Here is a 20324-nt window from a genome sequence, read left to right on the forward strand (position 1 = left end):
AGGACCCAACACCCGTCGCCCCGCGACGAAATACATCTTTTAGGCCGAGGCGCCGTGTTGGTGGGCGCAGATCTGGAGGGAGCAGAGGATGGCGGCGATGAAGCCCCGGACCGGGGACGGTCCCCTCGAAGCAACCAAAGAGGGACGAGGAATCGTCATGCGTGTCCCGCTCGAGGGAGGCGGCCGGTTGGTCGTCGAGTTGACCCCCGACGAGGCCGCGGCACTCGGAGACGAACTGAAGGGTGTCACCGGCTGATAGTCACGTCGATCTCTCGCTCAGCCCCGCTCGCCGTACCGGCAAGCGGGGCTTTGTGTTGTGTCGACGAAGGTTGCGGCGACGAGTGGCGTTCGTTCCGGTGGGAGAGGGGCACGCGATGTTGACCGATGTGGTCGATCTGCTGCTGTGTCCGCAATGCCGGGCGCGCGATGTCGAGTCCGGACTGGATTTCGGCGACACCGAGAGAACGCTGTTGTGCGATCGAGGGCATTCGTTCGACGTGGCTCGTCAGGGCTATGTCGCTCTGTCGACCGGGGACGGCGGCAAGTTCACCGGTGACTCGGCGGAGATGATCGCCGCTCGCGACGAGTTCCTGGGGAAGGGGCACTTCGACCCGATCGCGGCGGCGGTGTCGGCTGCTGTCCCGTCGGACAGCGAGGTGGTGCTCGATGTCGGGGTGGGGACCGGGCACTATCTCGCGGCGGTGCTCGACGCGTGTCCCGACGCGCGGGGCATCGGCGTCGACGTCTCGAAGTTCGCTGCACGTCGCGCTGCCCGTTCGCACACTCGTCTCGGGTCCGTGGTCGCGGACATCTGGAGTGGTCTACCCGTACGAACGGAGAGCGTGTCTGCAGTGACGTGCGTGTTCGCGCCGCGCAACGCCGGTGAGTTCGGCCGAGTCCTCGTTCCGGGCGGCGTGCTGGTGGTGGTGACACCGACTGCGCGCCATCAACGCCAGCTGCGGGGCCCGCTCGGCCTCATCGGCGTCGAGGAGAACAAGACTCGCAGGCTCGGTGAATCGTTGTCCGGCCACTTCGAGCCGGTGGCGGAAGCGTCGATCGAATATTCGATGACGCTCTCGCACAACGACATCGAGACCTTGATCGGGATGGGGCCGTCGGCCCGGCACGGTGACCCCGAGTCCCGGTCCGCTGCGTTGGCGCAACTGCCGGACGGCACCACGGTCACCGCGTCGGTGATCGTGTCGACCTATCGCCGCCGGGCCAACGCTGCTTCGTAGACGGCGATGGTCTGCTGCGCGATCGAGGCCCACGAGAACTCGGCGACGGCGCGTTCGCGTCCCGCCTTGCCCATTGCCGTCGCGAGTGTGGGGTCGAGGGCGACGGCGTTGACGGTGTCGGCCAAGTTTCGCTCGAAGACGTCGGGTTCGTAGGAGTTGTAGTGCACCAGGCGGCCTGTGCGGCCGTCGTCGACCACCTCGGGGATGCCGCCGACATCCGATGCCACGACGGCGGTTTCGCAGGCCATCGCTTCGAGGTTGACGATGCCGAGCGGCTCGTAGACCGAGGGGCACACGAATACCGATGCTGCAGTGAGTATTTCGCGAATCTTGTCGGTGGGAAGCATGTCCTTGACCCAGAACACCCCGCCGCGCTGCTGAGCCAGTAGTTCCACCGCGCGCTCGGTTTCCGCGGCTATCTCCGGAGTGTCGGGCGCGCCTGCGCACAGGACGAGCTGGATGGACGGATCGAAGTGGTGGGCGGCTGCGATCAGGTGACCGACGCCCTTCTGCCGGGTGATGCGCCCGACGAAGGCGACGATGGGCTTGCTTCGATCCACGCCGATCTCGTCCAGGGTCGAGGTGCCGTGATCGGCGAACCAGCGCTCGGTGTCGATTCCATTGCGCACCACATGAACTCGGCTCTCGTCGAGGCGCGGATAGGCGTCGAGCACATCTTTGGCCATGCCCTCGCTGACGGCGATGACGGCGTCGGCGTACTCCACGGCGTTGCGTTCGGACCAGGACGAGATGCGGTACCCACCGCCGAGCTGTTCGGCCTTCCACGGCCGGCGCGGTTCGAGCGAGTGGGCGGTGAGGATGTGGGGTACATCGTACAGTTCGGCCGCGAGGTGGCCTGCGAGTCCGGTGTACCAGGTGTGCGAATGCACCACGTCTGCGCCCGCGGCCGCGTTCGCCATCCGCAGCTCCGCCGACAACGTGGTCAGTGCGGCGTTGGCACCGGCGAGCGCTGGGTCGGGGTCGTGCACCTGGGCGGTGTCGCGCGGTGCGCCCATACAGTGGATGTCCACGTCGCACAGCGACTTCAGCTGCGCAGTCAACTCGGTGACGTGTACTCCTGCGCCACCGTAGATCTCCGGGGGGTATTCCTTGGTCATCATTGCTACGCGCACGTGAACGAACCTACATTCCCCAGCAGTTGTGCGTGTACTGCTCGCAAGGTTCTCTCGGTGCGGATAGGTTGAGTGGGTGAGGACACAACCGCACGTACTAGGGATCGTGCTTGCCGGCGGTGAGGGTAAACGTCTTTACCCGATGACCGCGGACCGAGCCAAGCCGGCTGTTCCCTTCGGGGGCGCCTATCGACTCATCGACTTCGTGCTGAGCAATCTCGTCAACGCCGGTTACCTCCGGCTCTGCGTGCTCACCCAGTACAAGTCCCATTCACTGGACCGCCACATCTCGCAGACGTGGCGGCTGTCCGGGTTCGCCGGGGAGTACATCACCCCGGTGCCTGCGCAGCAGCGACTCGGGCCTCGGTGGTACACCGGTAGCGCCGACGCCATCTTCCAGTCGCTGAACCTGGTGTACGACGAGGACCCCGAGTACATCGTGGTCTTCGGTGCCGACCACGTGTACCGAATGGACCCCGAGCAGATGGTGCAGCAGCACATCGACTCCGGTGCCGGCGTCACCGTAGCCGGCATCCGGGTTCCGCGCAGCGAGGCATTCGCCTTCGGCTGCATCGACTCGGACGAGAACGGCAAGATCACTCAGTTCCTCGAGAAGCCGGCGCAGCCGCCCGGAACCCCCGACGATCCCAACGTCACCTACGCGTCGATGGGCAACTACGTCTTCACCACCAAGGTGCTCGTCGACGCCATCAAGGCCGACTCCGAGAACTCCGATTCCGACCACGACATGGGCGGCGACATCATTCCCGCGCTCGTCGAAGCGGGCGTCGCGTCGGTCTACGACTTCAACGACAACGTGGTGCCCGGTGCCACCGAACGCGACCGTGGCTACTGGCGAGACGTGGGAACCATCGACGCCTTCTACGACGCCCACATGGACCTGGTGTCCGTGCACCCCATCTTCAACCTCTACAACCGCCGCTGGCCCATCCGCGGATCGGCCGAGAACCTGCCGCCGGCGAAGTTCGTTCAGGGTGGCTTGGCTCAGGAGTCGGTCGTCGGTGCCGGGTGCATTCTGTCGGCCGCCACCGTGCGGAACTCGGTGCTCAGCTCCAACGTGATGATCGACAGTGGCGCGACGGTCGAGGGCAGTGTCCTGATGCCGGGCGTTCGGATCGGCAAGGGTGCCGTCGTGCGGCACGCGATCCTGGACAAGAACGTCGTCGTCGGTGACGGCGAGATCATCGGCGTCGATCACGAACGTGATCGCGAACGCTTCAACGTCAGTGCCGGGGGAGTCGTCTCGGTCGGCAAGGGCGTCTGGATCTAGAGCCTGCGGCAGTGGTTCGGTCGGGTGCCCTCTACGGCACTCGACCGCACCACTCGCTCATGTCCGAGAGGCGCAGATCAACCCGTCGCCCAGGGGCAGCAACACCGTCGTGAGTCGCTCGTCCTCGGCGATCGCGCGTGCGGCGGATCGAACCGCCACCGCGGTGGCGTCGCGCTGCGTCGGATCGGCCACTCGTCCACCCAGCAACGCATTGTGCAGCACCAGAACTCCGCCGGGGCGGAGCAGCCTGACGCTCTCGGCGACGAAGTGCGGATGGTCCGCAGGACTGGCGTCGATAAACACCAGATCGTAGGTGTCGTCGGCCAATCGGGGGAGCACATCCAGTGCCCAGCCGTTGATCAACCGGGTGCGTGAGGGCGCAATTCCTCCGGCGCGGAACGCTTCTCGCGCCGCGCGCTGGTGTTCCGGTTCGGTGTCGATGGTGGTGAGAACGCCGTCCGCACGCATCCCGTCGAGCAACCACAAGCCGCTGATTCCTGCGCCCGTTCCGATTTCGACGACCGTCTTGGCACCGAGCATCTGCGTGAAAATGGACAGTATCGCTCCGACCGACGGCGGGACCGGGGCAGCACCGAGGTCGACGGCGCGCTCCCTGGCTGCGATGAGGACCTCGTCCTCCTGCGCGGAGTCTTCGGCGTAAGCGAGCATCTTCTCGGCGTTGGTCGGCACGCCCCGAGGTTAGCGTGCCCGCACTTCGATCTCACGCGCACATTCTCAGGTGCGCCTCAGGTGATTCATACCGGACCCACACGCGGGTCGGTCAGGCTATGGAGGAATCGAAGGTCCGTCTCGATTGCGAAGTGTGAGCTGGAACATCCGAGGGTAGTCGTCGGTTGAATCAGAAGGACGTACGCAGTCCTGAGCAGGAGGATCCAGCTATTTACAAGATCAACGGCGATCGCGACACTGCGCGCCTACCCGAGTCCGTGCCCGCACCCGAGGACCTCAGTGGAACTGCGGTGTTCGACGCAACCGGTGAGGACTCCACCATGCCGTCCTGGGACGAGTTGGTTCGCGAACACGGCGACCGCGTCTACCGACTGGCCTATCGCCTGTCCGGCAACGCTCAGGATGCCGAGGATCTGACTCAGGACACCTTCATCCGGGTGTTCCGCTCCCTGTCCAATTACCAGCCCGGCACTTTCGAGGGCTGGCTGCATCGCATCACCACCAACCTGTTCCTGGACATGGTTCGTCGCCGTAGCCGCATCCGTATGGAGGCGCTGCCCGAGGACTACGACCGCGTCCCCTCCGACCGGCCCAACCCCGAGCAGATCTACCACGATGCCCGGCTCGACCCCGATCTGCAGTCGGCACTCGACTCGTTGGCACCGGAGTTCCGAGCGGCAATCGTGCTCTGCGACATCGAAGGACTGTCGTACGAAGAGATCGGTGCGACACTGGGCGTCAAGCTCGGAACGGTTCGCAGTCGCATTCACCGTGGACGCCAGGCGCTACGCGAGTACCTTCGAGTGCACGGGAAGGTCGACTCCGGTCACGCAAGTGTCCACTAGCTACGAGGAGGGTTGGATGACGCAGGCGCGCAAGCCCCGGCAGTTCAGCTCCACCGAACATCTGGCCAGTGAGGCCGTTGCGGCCTATGTTGACGGCGAATTGCGGATGCCCGCCTACCTGCGCGCGGCGCACCACCTCGCCGAATGCCCGGAATGCGCGGCCGAAGTCGAGGCTCAGCAGCAGGCCCGCAAAGCGCTGCGCGGTGCTGGCGAGATGTCCATGCCGCACTCGCTGCTCGGTCTGCTCAGCCAGATCCCGTCGTGCGCAGGTGACGATCGGCCCGCCCACACCAAGCGAAGCTTCATGTCCTCCGTTGCCGCCGTTCGGCGTCGTCGCCGCTGACCGCACAGCCATCTTCACGACGACTTCTCACCTGCATCGAGCCGAGCCGACCGCTCGAGTGATACTGAACTCTCACACCGACGTATGCGAGGGGTAACCGGACGCGTGACATCGAATTCGACCAGCACCGAGACCGCAGGCACCGACCCGTCGGATTTCGAGGCCGCGGAGAACGGTCCGGAGGGTCCGCGGTTGCCACCCCGCCCGGTGTATCGGCCCTCGGTCGATTCGGTGTCGGCTTCGGTGTTCGGACGTCCGGACGACGTCGACGGATCGTTCTCGCCGCGCCGGCCCGGCGACCAGTTGCCGTCTCGTGTATCCGTGCGACCGCCCGATCCGATTCTCGCCGAAGCGTTCGGGCGTCCCGACGACGCTGAGGAATCGCTTCAGCGCGATCCCGACGCAGCGAACGAGGGCGATACCGATGAGTCGGAGCCGGCCGATCCGTGGCGCGATCCGACGTCGCGAGTGTCCCTCGGCAGCGCGGCAGTCGATACCCCACCGCCTCCGGTGCTCCCTCCCGGAACCAAGCTCGGTGTGCGCGACGTGCTGTTCGGACGGTCGGTATCGGTCCGGGCTCTCGTCGTCCTCGGTGTCCTCGCACTCGTCATCGGCTTGGTCGGTGGCCTGTTCGGTCGCCTGACCGCCGAAGTCACCGGGGCCTTGACCAGCCAGAAGGTGACTCTGACCCAGTCCAGCGGTGACGACATTCCGCGCGGTCAGATCAGCAAGGTCGCCGACGCGGTCCTGCCGTCCGTCGTTTCGATCCAGGTGACGCTCGGGGAAACCGGGGGCACCGGCTCGGGCGTCGTGATCAGCGGTGACGGCTACATCGTGACCAACAACCACGTGATCTCCCTTGCCGCGTCAGATCCGGAGAACTCGACCCTCGAAGTCACCTTCTCCGACGGCACCAAGGTGCCCGGCCGCATCGTCGGCCGCGACACCAAGACCGATCTCGCCGTCCTCAAGACCGACGTCGGCAACCTCACCGAAGCCCAGCTCGGTACTTCCGGCGACGTTCGCGTCGGCCAGGACGTCATCGCCGTCGGATCGCCCTTGGGATTGAACAAGACGGTCACCTCCGGCATCGTCAGCGCCCTGGATCGTCCCGTCGCCCTGTCGGGTGAGGGCACCGACACCGACGCCGTCATCGACGCCGTGCAGACCGACGCAGCCATCAACCCCGGCAACTCCGGCGGCCCGCTGATCGACTTCGAGGGCCGCGTCATCGGCATCAACTCGGCCATCCGCAGCGAGAGCGGTGGATCGGTGGGCCTGGGCTTCGCGATTCCGGTGGACGAGGTCACCGAGGTGGCTCAGGCCCTGATTCGCGACGGCGTCATGCGGCACCCGGACTTCGGTATCAATGCGCGCTCGGTCATCAACGACACGTCGGCCGGTGCCGAAGTTGCCAACGTGCGCACCGGCGGTCCCGCCCAGCAAGCCGGAATCGTCGAGGGCGACGTCATCACCAAAGTCGGCGACCGTACCGTCGGCGATGCGGACGAGCTGGTGGTCGCGGTGCAGGAGACCACGATCGGCCAGGCCGTACCCGTGCAACTCGTCCGTTCCGGACGGCTGGTGGATGTCTCCGTCACGCCGGTTTCGGACTGACGACGTAGGCTGGCAGGCGTGTTCGGCAACATCGGTTGGGGAGAGCTTGTCATACTCCTCGTAGCAGCCCTGGTCATCCTCGGTCCCGATCGGCTCCCCGGTGCCATCAGCTGGGTGTCCAAATCCATCCGCCAGGTCAAGGACTACGCCAACGGCGCCAGCCAGCAACTCAAGGACGAGCTGGGTACCGACTTCGAGGACCTGCGCAAGCCCCTCGCCGATCTCAATCAGCTCCGCGGCATGACACCCCGAGCAGTCATCACCAAACACCTGCTCGACGGCGACGATTCGATCTTCAAGAATCCGCTGGACGACACCTTCAAGGGCAAACCCTTCGACACCAAGCCGAAGAACCTCGGTGGTCCGACGCCGCAAAACGGCACGTCCGCGGGCAGTTCGTCCGGGGGCGCGGTATCGATGAGCAAAGACGCGCCGAAACTCGCGGCCGGCGATACTCCGCCCATCGACGCCGACGCCACGTAGGTACATCCGTCAGCCGGCCTTCAGGCCACCCCGACTGCTGGTACCACCCTCCGGCCCCCGGATGAATGTGGGTTTCAGTCGCTCTGAGTGCAACGAAGTCGCATTGATCCGGGGCGGGGGGTGGGGGCGGGGACGAGCAGAGGCGGATTGGGGCTGGGGGGAGTTGGCGCGGCGGATGGGGCTAGGGCAACGGGGCTAGAGCACCTTGTTCAAGAAGTCCTGGGTGCGTGGGTTCTGCGGATTTCCGAACAACTCGTCGGGTGTTCCCTCCTCGACGATGAGGCCCTCGGCCATGAAGATCACTCGATCGGCGACCTCACGTGCGAAGCCCATCTCGTGGGTGACGACGACCATTGTCATGCCGCCTTTGGCGAGGTCGCGCAGCACCTGCAGTACCTCGCCGACCATTTCGGGGTCCAGTGCGCTGGTGGCCTCGTCGAACAGCATGATCGACGGGCTCATGGCCAGTGCTCGTGCGATGGCGACGCGCTGTTTCTGGCCGCCCGAGAGGTTCGCCGGCTTGTAGTCGGCGCGCTCGGACAGGCCGACTTGTTCGAGCAATTTCCCAGCCGCGTCCCGGGCCTGCGACTTGGACATCTTCTTGGTCTCGACGGGCGCGAGCATGACGTTCTCGAGGGCGGTCATGTGTGGGAAGAGGTTGAAGTGCTGGAACACCATGCCGATGTTCTGGCGCACCTTGTCCAGATCGACGTTCTTGTCCGTGAGGTCGGTGCCGTCGACGACGACCGATCCCGCGGTGATGTCCTCGAGCTTGTTCAGGCAGCGCAGGAACGTGCTCTTGCCCGAGCCCGACGGGCCGATCACGCACACCACTTCACCGTTGGCGATCTCGGCGTCGATGCCCTTGAGAACCGTGTTGTCGCCGAACGCCTTCTGCAGGCCCTTGATCGAGATCTTCGTTGCCGGACCGTTGTCGACCGGCAGGTCCTTGGTCAGTTCGGTGCTCATTTGTTGATCCTCTTCTCGAGCCGGTTCGACAGCTTGGTGAGAGCCATGATGATGATGAAGTACAGGACGCCGACGATGAGCCACATGTTGAACGACTCGAAGTTGCGGGCGATGATCAGTCGACCCGTCTGCGTCAGCTCGGCGAGGCCGATGACCGAGAGCAGCGAGGTGTCCTTGAGCGTGATGACGAACTGGTTGATGTACGACGGGATCATCGTGCGAATTGCCTGTGGCATCACCACTTTTCGCATCGACTTGAGGTAGCTGATGCCGAGACTGCGCGACGCCTCCATCTGGCCCTTGTCCACGGCGAGGATGCCGCCGCGCACGATCTCGGCCATGTACGCACCGGCATTGAGCGAGAGCGTGATGATGCCCGCGGTGAACGCCGACATCTGGAAGTTCAGCGCGGCGGGTACGCCGAAGTAGATGAAGAATGCCTGCACCAGAAGTGGTGTGCCACGGAATATGTCGACGTACGTGGTGCCGATTCCGCGGAGGACGATATTGGTCGAGACGCGGAACAGGCCGAAGATGCCGCCGAGTACCAGTGCGATGGCGATCGAGATGACGGTCAGCACGATCGTCAGCCACAGACCCTTGAGCAGCAATTGCCAGCTGCTGGCGATCAGTCCGGGTATCGAGGTGTCAGCGGTGGACGCGTCGGCGTTGAGGTAGGTGTCGAGAATTTCGTCGTACTGGCCGTTGGCTCGCAGGTTCTCGAGGCCGGTGTTGAACTGGTCGAGCAACTGGGCGTTGGTGCCCTTGGCGACGGCGAATCCGTAACTGGCACCGGCTTCTTTCTCGGTGACCGTCTTGAAACCGTTGCCCTGGGTGATGCCGTAGGCGAGCACCGGGTAGTCCTCGAAGGCGGCTGCGGAGTTGCCGGTGCGCACTTCCTCGAACATGGTCGCGGAGTCGTCGAAGCTGCGGATGGTGAAGCCGTACTGATCGGCGATCGAGGTGGCGAAGGTGGCACCTTCGGTGCCGTTCTTGACTGCCACCGACTTGCCGCGCAGGTCCTCGTAGCCCTTGATCTCGTCGTTGGAATCCAGAATCGCCATCTGGACACCGGAATCGAAGTACGGATCGGAGAAGTCGAAGGTGGCCTTGCGCTCGTCGGTGATCGACATGCCGGCGATCATTCCATTGAACTGGCCGCTGGTGACGCCCTGGAGCGCGGTATCGAACCCGACCTGTTCGACGGTGTAGTCGAAGCCTTGATCGACGGCGATGGCCGCGAGCAGGTCCATGTCGATTCCGACAAGTTTGCCTGTCTCGTCTTGGAATTCGAAGGGTGCGAACGTTGTGTCGGTCGCGATCGAGTAGTTCTGGGCGGGTGGAGCAGGCTGTGCCGATGCCAGCGCGGGACCGAGTACCGATCCCAGCAGGGTCATCAGCAATGTGATCAGGACCGGAACGACGACCGGCCTGGTCCGATGCGGCTTCTTCATGAAGGCCACTCTCTATCGACAGTAGGATTGAAGGCAAATCATAAGGCTCCAATCCTGTTTCCCGCGTCGTTTGTCGGGTATAAGAGCCTGCCTTACATCTTCCGGGCCGTGTCGATTCCCAGCGACATTCCCACGAGCCCGCGCTCGCGCACCGCCAGCTTGCCGGCCACCGCCTCGAGTGCTTGTGCCGCAGGTGAATTCGGGTGGCCCAGCACGATCGGGTTGCCCTCATCTCCGCCCTCGCGGACAGCGGTGTCCAGTGGGATCTGGCCGAGCAGAGGCACCTTCGCGCCCACGGCCTTGGAGAGGCGATCCGAGACGTTTTGCCCACCACCGGATCCGAAGATGTCCATGCGAGTGCCGTCGGGCAGTTCGAGCCAGGACATGTTCTCCACGACTCCGGCGACGCGTTGACGCGTCTGCAGTGAGATCGCTCCGGCGCGTTCGGCGACCTCGGCAGCGGCTTGCTGCGGGGTGGTGACCACGAGGATCTCTGCATTCGGAATCAGTTGTGCGACAGAGATGGCCACGTCGCCGGTGCCGGGCGGAAGGTCGAGGAGCAGTACGTCCAGATCGCCCCAGAACACGTCTGCGAGGAACTGTTGCAACGCCCGGTGCAGCATCGGTCCACGCCAGACCACCGGGGTGTTGCCCTCGGTGAACTGCGCGATCGAAATGAACTTCACGCCGTGCGCCTGCGGCGGCATGATCATCTTCTCCACCTGAGTGGGTTTCGCGTCGTTGCCGAGCATGCGAGGCACCGAATGGCCGTAGATGTCGGCGTCGAGCACGCCCACCGACAGGCCGCGGGCGGCGAGGGACGCTGCCAGGTTGACCGTCACGCTCGACTTGCCCACCCCGCCCTTGCCCGACGCCACCGCGTACACGCGCGTCAACGATCCGGGTTGCGCGAAGGGAATGACGGGCTCTGCGGAATCGCCGCGCAGAGACTTGCGCAGTTCGGTGCGCTGCTCGTCGTTCATGACGTCGAGTTCGACTGTCACGGTGCCGACGCCTGCGACGTCGGCGACTGCGTTCTTCACGCGATCGCTGATCTCGGTCTTCATCGGGCATCCGGAGGTGGTGAGGTAGATGCCGACGTCGACTGCGCCGTCGGCCGCGATGTCGATGCTCTTGACCATCCCGAGGTCGGTGATGGGTTTGCGGATCTCCGGGTCGATGACCTTCGTCAGCGCGGTACGAACGTCGGATTCGGTCAATACGGCCATTGCCTCATGCTAGGCGGTGCGCATACTCCCGATGGACAGCAGGGCAGCGCAATCCAGTGCTGCGTCCGATTCAGTGAATGCGCGGCAACTGGTCCGACGTGGGGACGATGCCGGTGGCGTATCCGGCCGACCATGCGAGCACGTTCGCCACGTAGGCCATCGAGTTGTTGTAGCGCAGGATCGCCCGGGTGGTCGAGGCGAGGTCGCGTGCGTTGGTGCCGTCGTCGCACAGGTACATGCCGGTGGCCAGGGCCGCGTCGTACAGGTTCTGTGGGTCGGAGACGCCGTCGCCGTTGCCGTCTGCGTGGTAGAGGTTCCACGTCGAGGGCAGGAACTGCATCGGGCCCACTGCGCGGTCGTATTCGGCGTCGCCGTCGAGCGCGCCGCCGTCGGTGTCACGGATGACCTGATTGCCGGCGAGGGTGCCGTTGAGGCGGGGTCCGAGGATGGGCTCGTGCAGCTCGCCCGAGTCGTCGACCTTGCCGTTGTTGGCGTGCGTGGATTCGACGCGGCCGATGCCGGCGATGACGGTCCAGCTGATGCCGCAGCCGGGCTGCTGCTGGGCCAGAATTCGTTCGGCGTTCTTGTACGCGGAGACGTTGACGACCGGGATGGCGATGGGGCTGACGGCGAGGTTGGTGGGGAGCTCGGGTGTGGGCGGGATCTCGGGGACCGGTGCGGGTGCAGGCACCGGAGCCGGCACCGGAAGCTCGGCCTGTGCCACCGGCTGCGCCTGTTCCTGCGCTGCGATCGGCTGGGGAGTCTCGACCACGGAGGTCGATTCCTGCGCGGCCGGGGCCGTCTTCGTGCTGACGAACGGGATGTATTCGGTCGCTCCCGCGCTGGTCGCGGCCGTAACGAGCCCCGCAGGGACGAGGCCGGCCAGAGCAATCACCGAGTTCCGTCGAACTTTGGAATTCGATGCTTTTCTGTGACGACCCACGCGAGCTGTACCTCCTCATTTCCCCGGAAGAATCCGGGGCCCGACCTGATGACCGGGATCGAGGGTACCTGATTCGAGACTGTTCCGTTATCGGGCTGTTATCAGCGCAGATACCGTGTGGTCAGGGCAACGGATCGGTGTCGGATGCGTCCGGCACACCCGCGTCGTCCTGCACCCGCGCGGCCGCCTTCTTGCGTGCCTTCTTCGGCGTGCTGATCGGCTGACCCGTCGCCTGTTCGAGCAGCGCCTTGATCTCGTCGAGTTCGCGGCGCAAGTAGTCGCGGGTGGCTACCTCACCGACGGCGATGCGCAGAGCGGCGAGCTCTCGGGCCAGGAATTCGGTATCGGCCTTGGTCTGCTGGGCGCGGGAGCGATCTTCCTCGAGCGAGACGCGGTCGCGGTCGTCCTGCCGATTTTGGGCCAGCAGGATCAGCGGAGCGGCGTACGCGGCCTGAGTCGAGAACGCGAGGTTGAGCAGAATGAAGGGGTACGGATCCCACTGCAGATTGACCGCCACGACATTGAGAAAGATCCAGACGATGACGATGCCGGTCTGAATGGCCAGATAGCGCCCGGTGCCGAGGAATCTGGCGGCCTTCTCGCCCGACTTGCCGAGATCGAAGTCGAGATTGACGTTGAACAGCCGCGATCCGCGCGGAGTGTCCATTCTCTGGCGTGCTGTTTCCTTCACTGTCCTGCCACTTCCTGATCTCGCCAGTCCTCGGGCAGCAGGTGATCGAGGACGTCGTCCACGGTCACGGCCCCCACCAGATGGTCCTCGTCGTCGACCACCGGGCCGCAGACGAGGTTGTACGTCGCGAAGTATCGCGTCACGGCGGTGAGGCTGTCATCGGGAGACAACCGCGGCAGGGCGCTGTCCACCACTCCGCCGACCAGACTCGCCGGGGGTTCTCGCAGGAGCTGCTGCAGATGAACGCAGCCGAGGTACGGCCCGGTCGGCGTCGCGGTCGGGGGCCGAACCACGAACACCAGCGAGGCCAACGCAGGCGTCAGGTCCGGGTTGCGCACCCGCGCGAGCGCCTCGGCCACCGTCGTCGACGCGGTGAGGATGACGGGCTCGGGGGTCATCAGACCGCCGGCGGTGTCGGGGGAGTGCTCGAGCAACCGGCGGACCGGCGCGGAGTCCTCCGGATCCATCAGGCGCAGAAGCGATTCCGCCTCGGTCTCGGGCAGCTCGCCCAGGAGGTCGGCGGCGTCGTCGGGGTCCATGGCCTCGAGCACGTCGGCACCACGATCGACGCCGAGATAGTGCATCAACTCCACCTGATCGTCGTCGGGCAATTCCTGGACGACGTCCGCGAGCCGCTCGTCGTCGAGGGCTCGCGCCACCTCCATGCGGCGCTTGACGGGCAGCTCACGCATCGCGTTCGCCACATCGGCCGCACGAAGATCCTCGAACTGCATGAGCAGCTGCGCCACACCCTGATCGGGCATCGACAGCTCGTTCTGGGTGAGCCCCTGCACGTGCTGCCAGTCCACGACGTGGATCGCACCACGGCGCGCGAGCCGCTGACGTTGCTTGCGCACTGCCACTCGGGCCACCACCCAGTCGCGCGTGCGAGTGAGCTCGAGACCGAGGTCGACGACGATCGAATCGGCGTCGTGCAGCTCGTCGAGCTCGGGGTCGTCGACGCGCACCTTGGAGTCGAGGATCTGCGCGAACACCAGAATTTCGTTGGCGCGCTGGGTGAATCGTCGCAGACTGACGTTACCGGTGGTGAGTTGGACGGAGTTCGGCTCGATACTGGTCACGCGCAGCATCGGCACGAAAATTCTTCGGCGCGTTGCCAACTCGACCACCAGGCCGAGAACTCTCGGTTGCGCTCTGCCGACACGCATCGAGATGACCACGTCGCGAACCCGGCCGATCGATTCGCCGTCGGGGCCCAGGACGACCAGGCCTGCGAGCCTGGCCGCGAATACCTTGCTCAGTGCTGCCATGATGGCAAGGTTAGAGGCTGGGCAATACAGAACATGAATCAGACAGGGGTTGTGCTGCGTGAATGCGTCGGGCCTACGGCGATCGGTACTGGCCGTTCCGGGTAGTTCGGACAAGATGATCGCCAAGGCCAAGGGCCTGCCGGCAGACGCGATCTTCCTCGATCTCGAAGATGCCGTCGCCCCCATCGCGAAGGTCGAGGCTCGGGCGCGGATCGTCGACGCCTTGAATTCCGATGGCTGGGGCGATCAGATCAAGGTGGTCCGGGTCAACGACTGGACGACGCAGTGGACGTACGGCGATGTCATCGACGTCGTCTCGGGTGCCGGCCGCAATCTCGATGCCGTTCTTTTGCCGAAGGTCGAGTGCGCCGCGCACGTGCAGGCGCTGGACCTGCTGCTCACCCAGCTCGAGAAGGAGCACGGCCTCGACGTCGGGGCGATCGGAATCGAGCCGCAGATCGAGAGCGCGCGCAGCCTGCGCAACATCGACGAGATCGCGACCGCGAGTCCCCGGGTGCAGACGTTGGTGTTCGGGCCCGCGGATCTGATGGCCAGCGTCAACATGCGCACCCTCGTCGTCGGCGAACAGCCGGTGGGATACGACACCGGCGACGCCTATCACCACATTCTGATGACGATCCTGCTGGCCGCACGGACCCACGGACTGCAGGCGATCGACGGCCCGTACCTGCAGATTCGCGATCTCGACGCCTTCCGCCGGGCCGCAGGCCGCACGGCCGGCCTCGGATTCGACGGCAAGTGGGTACTGCATCCGACGCAGATCGAGGCCGCCAACGAGATTTTCGCGCCGCGCCAATCCGACTACGACAAGGCCGAGATGATTCTCGATGCCTACGAGTTCCACACCTCCGCGGCGGGCGGGGCTCGTGGTGCGGTGATGCTCGGCGACGAGATGATCGACGAGGCGAGCCGCAAGATGGCGCTGGTGGTCTCGGCGAAGGGTCGCGCCGCCGGTCTGACGCGCACGACGACGTTCGAGCCGCCCACCTCCTGATCCAGCCCGTGTTCGCGCGCAGACAACAATGGGTGTGACGGTGCCGGAGCGGAGCCTGCGGAAGCGACCGGAAAAGTCCGATTCGGGGCACAATGGAGACATGACCAATCCCCTCTCGCAGTCCGGTCGCCCAGGGCAGGGACTGCCGACGCCGCCTTCCGGCTGGCCCATCGGTTCGTACCCCACCTATGCCGAGGCGCAGCGCGCCGTCGACTATCTCTCCGACGAAGAGTTCTCGGTGCAGGACGTCACCATCGTCGGCGTCGACCTGATGCAGGTCGAACGCGTTCTCGGCCGTCTCACCTGGCCCAAAGTCATTGGCGGAGGCATTGTTTCGGGAGCTTGGCTGGGAGTGTTCCTCGGCCTGGTGCTCGGCATCTTCAGCGAGAACATCCTCGGAGCTCTGCTCATCGGAGTCGGCGGCGGCATCATCTTCGGCTTGATCTCGGCGTCCATCCCGTACGCGGCCACCAAGGGACAGCGAGATTTCGCGTCCAGCATGCAGTTGGTCGCGGGTCGATACGACGTCCTCTGTGAGCCCCGGACGGCAGAGAAAGCACGCGACCTGCTCGCCAAACTGTCGATCTGATCACACCTGCTGTACGACGAGGCAACCGGCAGGTAACGGAATAGCCCCAAATCGCCCTCGATGCCAGTGAGTTCGGTTACGTTTCTTTCGTGCACGGCAGTCCCACACAGTGTGCTGCGCGAGTAACTGAACGTACGGAGGCGGAAAGTGCCGAGACAGCGTGGTCGTAGGCGTCAAAGAGCGACGAGAATAGGGGTGTTGGCAGCAGCGGCTCTGGTCACGAGCCCGTTGCTGGCAGCGTGTGGTTCGTCCGACAGTTCGGTTCCGGTACTGAGTTTCTACACTGCCGCAGACGGCGCGGAGCAGTACGCCGCTGCGGCACAGGTGTGTTCGGATGCCTCGAACGGTCGGTACCGGGTGGAGCAGAGAACGCTGCCCAAGAGCGCGAACGATCAGCGTCTGCAGCTCGCGCGGCGTCTGGCCGGTAACGACAAGACGCTGGACCTGATGACCCTCGACGTGGTGTGGACAGCCGAATTCGCCGAAGCCGGATGGGCATTGCCGGTGCCGGAGAACTTGAGCTCGAAGCTGCGTGACGGTTCCACCCTCGAAGGTCCGCTCGCTACGGCGGAATGGCAGGACCAGCTGTACGCGGTTCCGCTCAACTCCAACACCCAGTTGCTCTGGTACCGGCCCGACGAGGTGCCCGGCGGCACGCCGCCGCAGACGTGGGATCAGCTGATCGATGTGGCCGAGGCCAACGCGGCCGCGGGTAAACCGGCGCAGATCGGTGTGCAGGCCAAGCAGTACGAGGGCTTCATGGTGTGGTTCAACTCGTTGCTCGAGAGTGCGGGTGGATCGGTCGTCGGCGAGGACGGAACGACCGTGACTCTCAACGACACTCCCGAACATCGCGCCGCCACCGAGAAGGCACTCGAGATCATCAAGCGGGTCGCCACTGCAGACGGCCACGATCCGTCGGTCTCGCAGAGCGACGAGGCGACGGCTCGCCTCGGCATGGAATCGGGTCGGATGACCTTCCAGGTCAACTACCCCTTCGTGCTGCCCGGTCTGAAAGAGAACGCCATCGCCGGTGCCGTCTCGTTCCTCGATCTTGCGAACGTTCCGGCAGATCAGCAGGATGCACGCATTGCCGAGGTATTCCGCAGCGCTCCGTACCCGGAGGTGAACGCGGGGGAGCCCGCCAAGGTCACGATCGGTGGGTTCAACATCGGCGTCGCGAAGACCACTCAGCACGAGGATCTCGCATGGGAGGCCGTCGAGTGCCTCACCAACGAGCAGAATCAGCGCAACAATGCGGTCAACGGCGGTGTGCCGCCGGTGCTGAAGTCGCTGTACTCCGATCCTGAGTTCCAGTCCGTCTATCCCGCTTGGGAAGGCGTGCTCGGTTCCATCGAATCGGCAGCGGTGCGGCCCGTTTCGCCTGCGTACCAGAGTATTTCGATACTGCTGACCGATGCGCTCAATCCGCCGCAGAACATCGATCCGGTAGCCGACGTGGACAAGCTCGCAGATCTGGTCACCAAGGCCGTCAATTCCGAAGGGTTGATTCCATGAGTGCTCCCACCGAGTCCCAACCCCAGTCGCAGCCTGTGGACAAGCAGGCGGCCCTGAAGAACATCTCCGACGGAAAGAAGGCCGAACGCCGGCTCGGATTACTGCTCGTCGCACCCGCGGCGATATTGATGCTCGCGGTCACCGGCTATCCGATCATCTACGCGTTCTGGCTGAGCCTGCAGAAGTACAACCTCGCGTTCCCCGAGGACCGCGAATTCGTCGGCGTCTCCAACTACATCACGGTGCTGTCCGACGGTTACTGGTGGACGGCATTCGGCGTCACCGCAGGCATCACGATCATCTCGGTGATCATCGAGTTCGTCCTCGGACTCGCAGTGGCTCTGGTGATGCACCGCACCATCTTCGGCCGTGGACTGGTGCGCACCGTGGTGCTCATCCCCTACGGCATCGTGACCGTCGCCGCCGCGTACAGCTGGTACTACGCGTGGACTCCCGGCACGGGTTATCTCGCGAATCTGTTGCCCGACGGTAGCGCGCCGCTCACCGAACAGTTCCCGTCACTGGCGATCGTCGTGTTGGCCGAAGTCTGGAAGACGACTCCGTTCATGGCGCTGCTGTTGCTGGCCGGTCTGGCTCTGGTGCCCGATGATCTGCTCAAGGCGGCCGAGGTCGACGGTGCAGGTGGCTGGACCAGATTGATGCGCATCACGATCCCGTTGATGAAGCCGGCCATCCTCGTCGCGGTGCTCTTCCGCACCCTCGACGCGTTCCGCATCTTCGACAACATCTACGTGCTCACCCGAGGTAGCAACGAAACCGGGTCGGTCTCGATTCTCGGGTACGACAACCTGTTCGGGGCGTTCAACCTCGGGCTCGGGTCGGCGATCAGCATTCTGATCTTCTTCTGCGTCGCGATCATCGCGTTCGTGTTCATCAAGTTGTTCGGTGCCTCGGCACCGGGATCCGACGACGGAGGCCGCAAGTAATGACCACTGTTACGCCTCGCAAGAAGGTCGGTTGGACGGTAGTCAACGTCCTCGTCCTGCTCTACGCATTGGTTCCGCTGCTGTGGATCATGAGCCTGTCGTTCAAGTCGACGGCCACCATCGCAGACGGCAACTTCATCCCGCGCGCATTCACGTTGGAGAACTACAAGGGCATCTTTTCGACCAATCAGTTCACCTCGGCGCTGGTGAACTCGATCGGAATCGGATTGATCACCACCGTGATCGCCGTGGTGATCGGCACCATGGCCGCGTACGCCGTCGCCCGCCTGGACTTCCCGGGAAAGAAGGCTCTCGTCGGTGCGGCTCTGCTGATCGCGATGTTCCCCCAGATCTCGCTGGTGACACCGCTGTTCGACATCTCCCGATCACTGGGACTGTTCGATACCTGGCCGGGACTGATCATTCCGTACATCACATTCGCTCTGCCGCTGGCGATCTACACCCTCTCGGCGTTCTTCCGCGAGATTCCGTGGGAGCTCGAGAAGGCCGCGAAGATGGACGGCGCGACGCCCGCACAGGCGTTCCGCAAGGTCATCGCCCCGCTGGCCGCACCCGGCATCGTCACCGCCGCCATTCTGGTGTTCATCTTCGCCTGGAACGACCTGTTGCTCGCCATCTCGTTGACGGCAACGGAACGTTCGGTCACCGTCCCGGCGGCCATCTCGCAGTTCACCGGTAGCTCTCAGTTCGAGGAGCCCACGGGATCCATCGCGGCGGCGGCAGTCGTCATCACCATCCCGATCATCATTTTCGTGCTCTTCTTCCAACGACGTATCGTGGCGGGCTTGACGTCCGGCGCAGTGAAGGGATAACCGTCATGGCCGAAATCGTTCTCGACAAAGTCACCAAGCTCTACCCCGACGGCGCAGCCGCGGTCAGCGACGTCGACATCACCATCGCCGACGGCGAGTTCATCATCCTGGTCGGGCCGTCCGGTTGCGGAAAGTCCACCACCCTCAACATGATTGCCGGGCTCGAGGACATTTCCTCGGGTGAGCTGCGGATCGCGGGGGAGCGCGTCAACGAGCGGGCTCCCAAAGATCGCGACATCGCTATGGTGTTCCAGTCCTATGCGCTGTATCCGCACATGACGGTGCGGGAGAACATCGCGTTCCCCTTGACGCTGGCGAAGCTCTCGAAGAACGAGATCAACAGCAAGGTCGAAGAGGCAGCCAACATCCTCGACCTCAGTCAGCACCTCGACCGCAAGCCGGCGAACCTCTCCGGTGGTCAGCGACAGCGAGTTGCCATGGGCCGCGCTATCGTTCGCACGCCCAAGGCCTTCCTGATGGACGAGCCGCTGTCCAACCTCGACGCGAAGCTGCGTGTGCAGACGCGCGCCGAGATCTCGCGGCTGCAGAAGCGACTGGGCACCACCACGGTCTACGTCACGCACGATCAGACCGAGGCCATGACTCTCGGCGATCGCGTCGTGGTGCTGCGCGGCGGATTGGTGCAGCAGATCGGGTCGCCGCAGGAGCTCTACGACAAGCCGCGAAACCTGTTCGTCGGCGGCTTCATCGGATCGCCCTCGATGAATTTCGTTCCCGGGCAGCTCACCTCGAACGGGGTGTCCACCGCTCTCGGCGACATCGAGATTCCGCTCGAGCGAATGGATGCGATCAAGGCCAAGAACCCGGGCCGCGAGGTGGTCGTGGGCATCCGTCCCGAGCACTTCGAGGACGCGGCGCTGATCGACGGTTACCAGAAGATGAGCGGTGCCACCTTCACCGCCACCGTCGATGTGCTCGAGTCGATGGGTAGCGACAAGTACGTCTACTTCACGCTCAAGGGTGCCAAGGTCGAGTCCAGCGAACTGCAGGAGCTGGCCGCCGATGCTGGGATCGCCGATCTCGGTGGCGCACAGGTGGTTGCGCGTCTGGCCGCCGAATCCAAGGCTGCCGAGGGTGGTCAGGTGGAGCTGTGGTTCGACCCGGCGAAGATCTCGGTCTTCGACCAGGCCTCGGGTGCCAATCTGACGCTGTAGAGCGCTACGCGCATGTGAGCGGAACTTCGTAGTGGGCTACGAAGTTCCGC

The 20324-nt window shown here is 64.5% G+C and carries 21 protein-coding genes; 13 read left to right on the forward strand and 8 right to left on the reverse strand.

The window, feature by feature from the left end:
* Nucleotides 1–88 precede the first annotated feature (88 nt).
* Nucleotides 89–256 (forward strand): DUF3117 domain-containing protein, encoded by a 168-nt coding sequence (locus ACFI9K_RS14745; protein WP_008714277.1) that lies wholly within the window; start codon nucleotides 89–91, stop codon nucleotides 254–256.
* Nucleotides 257–374: 118 nt separating this feature from the next.
* A complete protein-coding gene (locus ACFI9K_RS14750) occupies nucleotides 375–1238 on the forward strand; it encodes a methyltransferase domain-containing protein (RefSeq protein WP_462664280.1) in 864 nt (287 codons plus the stop codon).
* Here the strand turns inward: ACFI9K_RS14750 and glgA are convergent.
* The gene (gene glgA, locus ACFI9K_RS14755) at nucleotides 1208–2371 is read right to left on the reverse strand and encodes a glycogen synthase (protein WP_462664183.1); all 1164 of its coding nucleotides are present in this window, start codon (nucleotides 2369–2371) and stop codon (nucleotides 1208–1210) included. The two genes, ACFI9K_RS14750 and glgA, sit on opposite strands and share 31 nt — an antisense overlap.
* A 76-nt stretch (nucleotides 2372–2447) precedes the next feature.
* Here glgA and glgC point away from each other — a divergent pair, with 76 nt between their 5' ends.
* Entirely contained in the window at nucleotides 2448–3662 is a 1215-nt protein-coding gene (gene glgC, locus ACFI9K_RS14760; protein WP_462664184.1) for a glucose-1-phosphate adenylyltransferase, read from the forward strand.
* A 57-nt stretch (nucleotides 3663–3719) separates the two neighbouring features.
* Here the strand turns inward: glgC and ACFI9K_RS14765 are convergent, their stop codons facing one another.
* Entirely contained in the window at nucleotides 3720–4331 is a 612-nt protein-coding gene (locus tag ACFI9K_RS14765; protein ID WP_222094088.1) for an O-methyltransferase, read from the reverse strand.
* A 239-nt stretch (nucleotides 4332–4570) separates the two neighbouring features.
* Between ACFI9K_RS14765 and sigE the strand changes: the two genes are divergently transcribed.
* From sigE to tatB, 4 genes are all read left to right on the forward strand, one after another.
* Nucleotides 4571–5197 carry an RNA polymerase sigma factor SigE gene (gene sigE / locus ACFI9K_RS14770; protein WP_052058682.1) on the forward strand — a complete coding sequence of 209 codons (627 nt, stop codon included), beginning with the start codon at nucleotides 4571–4573 and terminating at the stop codon, nucleotides 5195–5197.
* 16 nt (nucleotides 5198–5213) lie between these two features.
* The gene (locus ACFI9K_RS14775; RefSeq protein ID WP_462664281.1) at nucleotides 5214–5540 is read left to right on the forward strand and encodes a zf-HC2 domain-containing protein; all 327 of its coding nucleotides are present in this window, start codon (nucleotides 5214–5216) and stop codon (nucleotides 5538–5540) included.
* An 84-nt stretch (nucleotides 5541–5624) separates the two neighbouring features.
* Nucleotides 5625–7157, forward strand: coding sequence for a S1C family serine protease (locus ACFI9K_RS14780; protein WP_462664185.1), 1533 nt, complete (start codon nucleotides 5625–5627; stop codon nucleotides 7155–7157).
* 18 nt (nucleotides 7158–7175) lie between these two features.
* On the forward strand, nucleotides 7176–7640 hold the full coding sequence (gene tatB, locus ACFI9K_RS14785) for a Sec-independent protein translocase protein TatB (protein ID WP_462664186.1): 465 nt from the start codon (nucleotides 7176–7178) through the stop codon (nucleotides 7638–7640).
* Between the two features lie 195 nt (nucleotides 7641–7835).
* Here tatB and ACFI9K_RS14790 read toward each other — a convergent pair whose 3' ends face one another.
* From ACFI9K_RS14790 to ACFI9K_RS14815, 6 genes are all read right to left on the reverse strand, one after another.
* Nucleotides 7836–8609 (reverse strand): amino acid ABC transporter ATP-binding protein, encoded by a 774-nt coding sequence (locus ACFI9K_RS14790; RefSeq protein ID WP_462664187.1) that lies wholly within the window; start codon nucleotides 8607–8609, stop codon nucleotides 7836–7838.
* Nucleotides 8606–10063 (reverse strand): amino acid ABC transporter substrate-binding protein/permease, encoded by a 1458-nt coding sequence (locus tag ACFI9K_RS14795; RefSeq protein ID WP_462664188.1) that lies wholly within the window; start codon nucleotides 10061–10063, stop codon nucleotides 8606–8608. The genes ACFI9K_RS14790 and ACFI9K_RS14795 overlap by 4 nt, the downstream gene beginning before the upstream one ends.
* 92 nt (nucleotides 10064–10155) lie before the next feature.
* Nucleotides 10156–11292, reverse strand: coding sequence for an Mrp/NBP35 family ATP-binding protein (locus tag ACFI9K_RS14800; RefSeq protein WP_462664189.1), 1137 nt, complete (start codon nucleotides 11290–11292; stop codon nucleotides 10156–10158).
* 70 nt (nucleotides 11293–11362) lie between these two features.
* Nucleotides 11363–12235 (reverse strand): lytic transglycosylase domain-containing protein, encoded by an 873-nt coding sequence (locus ACFI9K_RS14805; RefSeq protein WP_462664190.1) that lies wholly within the window; start codon nucleotides 12233–12235, stop codon nucleotides 11363–11365.
* Between the two features lie 121 nt (nucleotides 12236–12356).
* The gene (locus ACFI9K_RS14810; RefSeq protein ID WP_462664282.1) at nucleotides 12357–12902 is read right to left on the reverse strand and encodes a DUF1003 domain-containing protein; all 546 of its coding nucleotides are present in this window, start codon (nucleotides 12900–12902) and stop codon (nucleotides 12357–12359) included.
* A gap of 20 nt (nucleotides 12903–12922) precedes the next feature.
* A complete protein-coding gene (locus ACFI9K_RS14815; protein WP_462664191.1) occupies nucleotides 12923–14197 on the reverse strand; it encodes a magnesium transporter MgtE N-terminal domain-containing protein in 1275 nt (424 codons plus the stop codon).
* A gap of 58 nt (nucleotides 14198–14255) precedes the next feature.
* On the opposite strand from ACFI9K_RS14815, the gene ACFI9K_RS14820 reads away from it, so the two are divergent.
* The 6 genes from ACFI9K_RS14820 to ACFI9K_RS14845 all read left to right on the forward strand — a co-directional run bounded on the left by ACFI9K_RS14820 (nucleotide 14256) and on the right by ACFI9K_RS14845 (nucleotide 20274).
* Nucleotides 14256–15212: an HpcH/HpaI aldolase/citrate lyase family protein gene (locus tag ACFI9K_RS14820; protein WP_462664192.1), complete on the forward strand. Its 957-nt coding sequence runs from the start codon at nucleotides 14256–14258 to the stop codon at nucleotides 15210–15212.
* A 100-nt stretch (nucleotides 15213–15312) separates the two neighbouring features.
* Nucleotides 15313–15801: a YflT domain-containing protein gene (locus ACFI9K_RS14825; protein ID WP_032394104.1), complete on the forward strand. Its 489-nt coding sequence runs from the start codon at nucleotides 15313–15315 to the stop codon at nucleotides 15799–15801.
* 195 nt (nucleotides 15802–15996) lie between these two features.
* The gene (locus tag ACFI9K_RS14830; RefSeq protein ID WP_462664193.1) at nucleotides 15997–17319 is read left to right on the forward strand and encodes an extracellular solute-binding protein; all 1323 of its coding nucleotides are present in this window, start codon (nucleotides 15997–15999) and stop codon (nucleotides 17317–17319) included.
* Nucleotides 17316–18266, forward strand: a complete 951-nt coding sequence (locus ACFI9K_RS14835) for a carbohydrate ABC transporter permease (RefSeq protein WP_462664194.1) — start codon at nucleotides 17316–17318, stop codon at nucleotides 18264–18266. Before ACFI9K_RS14830 ends, ACFI9K_RS14835 begins: the two co-directional genes overlap by 4 nt.
* Complete coding sequence (locus ACFI9K_RS14840; RefSeq protein ID WP_462664195.1) at nucleotides 18266–19099, forward strand: carbohydrate ABC transporter permease; 834 nt, start codon at nucleotides 18266–18268, stop codon at nucleotides 19097–19099. Before ACFI9K_RS14835 ends, ACFI9K_RS14840 begins: the two co-directional genes overlap by 1 nt.
* Before the next feature lie 5 nt (nucleotides 19100–19104).
* Nucleotides 19105–20274: an ABC transporter ATP-binding protein gene (locus tag ACFI9K_RS14845; RefSeq protein ID WP_462664196.1), complete on the forward strand. Its 1170-nt coding sequence runs from the start codon at nucleotides 19105–19107 to the stop codon at nucleotides 20272–20274.
* Nucleotides 20275–20324 lie beyond the last annotated feature (50 nt).

The sequence above is a fragment of the Rhodococcus sp. PSi06 genome (genome assembly GCF_054960675.1).